This window comes from Kitasatospora sp. NPDC056531 (assembly GCF_042794375.1).
GTDB lineage: Bacteria > Actinomycetota > Actinomycetes > Streptomycetales > Streptomycetaceae > Kitasatospora.
Genome location: NZ_JBHTTU010000325.1, coordinates 1 through 1,096 on the forward strand (window position 1 = coordinate 1; position 1,096 = coordinate 1,096).

Genomic DNA, 1,096 nt, shown 5'->3' on the forward strand with positions numbered 1-1,096 from the left:
CTGCCCGGCTCGGCGGCGGCGCACGCGGCGAGCATGGTGTTCACCAGGTGGTCGAGCAGGCGGGGCAGCACCTCGGCGTCGTCCTCGCCCGGGCGCAGCGGCAGGCTGCGGGCGTAGAGGCGGACCAGGTCGTGCAGGGTGTAGGCGTCGCGGCCGATCTCGACGACCAGGTGGGCGGCGGCCAACTGCCCCAGCGCGCCCGCGGCCTGGGGCAGTCCGTAGCCGGCCAATGCGGCGGCGGTGCGGCTGTCGAGGGTGGCGCCGGTGTGGGTGCCGAGGCGGTGGAACATCCGGCGGGCCGGGTCGGACAGGTGCTGCACGGTCAGGGCCAGGGCGGCCGCGACGCTGGTGTCCTCCACGTCCAGCAGGCTCAACCGGCCCTGCTCGTCGGCCAGTTCGTCGGCCATGGCGGCAAGGCCCCGGGTCGGGCAGGTGGCGACGCGGGCGGCCGCCAGGCGCAGCGCCAGCGGCAGCCCGTCGCACAGGGCGGCCAGCCGGGCGGCGGCCTCGGGCTCGGCCGAGACCAGCTCCGGGCCCAGGGTGTCGGCGAGCAGGGTGACGGACTGCGGCGCGGACAGCTCGGCCAGCGGGACGGGCCGGGCGGCGTCCGAGGCGACCAGCCCGCCGAGCCGGTCGCGGCTGGTCACCACGGTGACGCAGCCCTCCCCGTCGGGCAGCAGCGGGCGGACCTGGCCGGAGGTGCGCGCGTTGTCCAGGACGATCAGCATCCTGCGCCCGGCGGTCAGTTCCCGGTAGCGGGCGGCCAGCGCCTCGGGGGGGTGGGGCATCTGCTCGGCCGGCAGCCCGAGGGCGAGCAGCAGTTCGCGCAGCACGGCGGGGGTGGAGCGCTCGGGCAGCGGGCTGTGCCCGCACAGGTCGACGAACAGCCGCCCGTCGGGGAAGTCGGCCTGACGGCGGTGGGCCCAGTGCACGGCCAGGGTGGTCTTGCCGACTCCGGCCCCGCCGGCGACCACGGCGACCGCCCCGGGGGAGGCGGTGGCCCGGTCGAGCGCGGCCAGTTCCTCCTCGCGCCCGGAGAAGCCGCGGGGGCGCCGGGGGAAGGGCCACCGCGCGGGGGCGGTGGCGGGGGCGCTTT

General features: G+C 78.2%; 1 protein-coding gene. It reads right to left on the bottom strand.

Features of this window, described 5'->3' with window-relative positions; translation table 11 throughout:
- A partial coding sequence (locus ACFQ87_RS46120; protein WP_380617031.1) for an NB-ARC domain-containing protein occupies window positions 1-1,096 on the bottom strand: 1,096 nt, incomplete at both ends.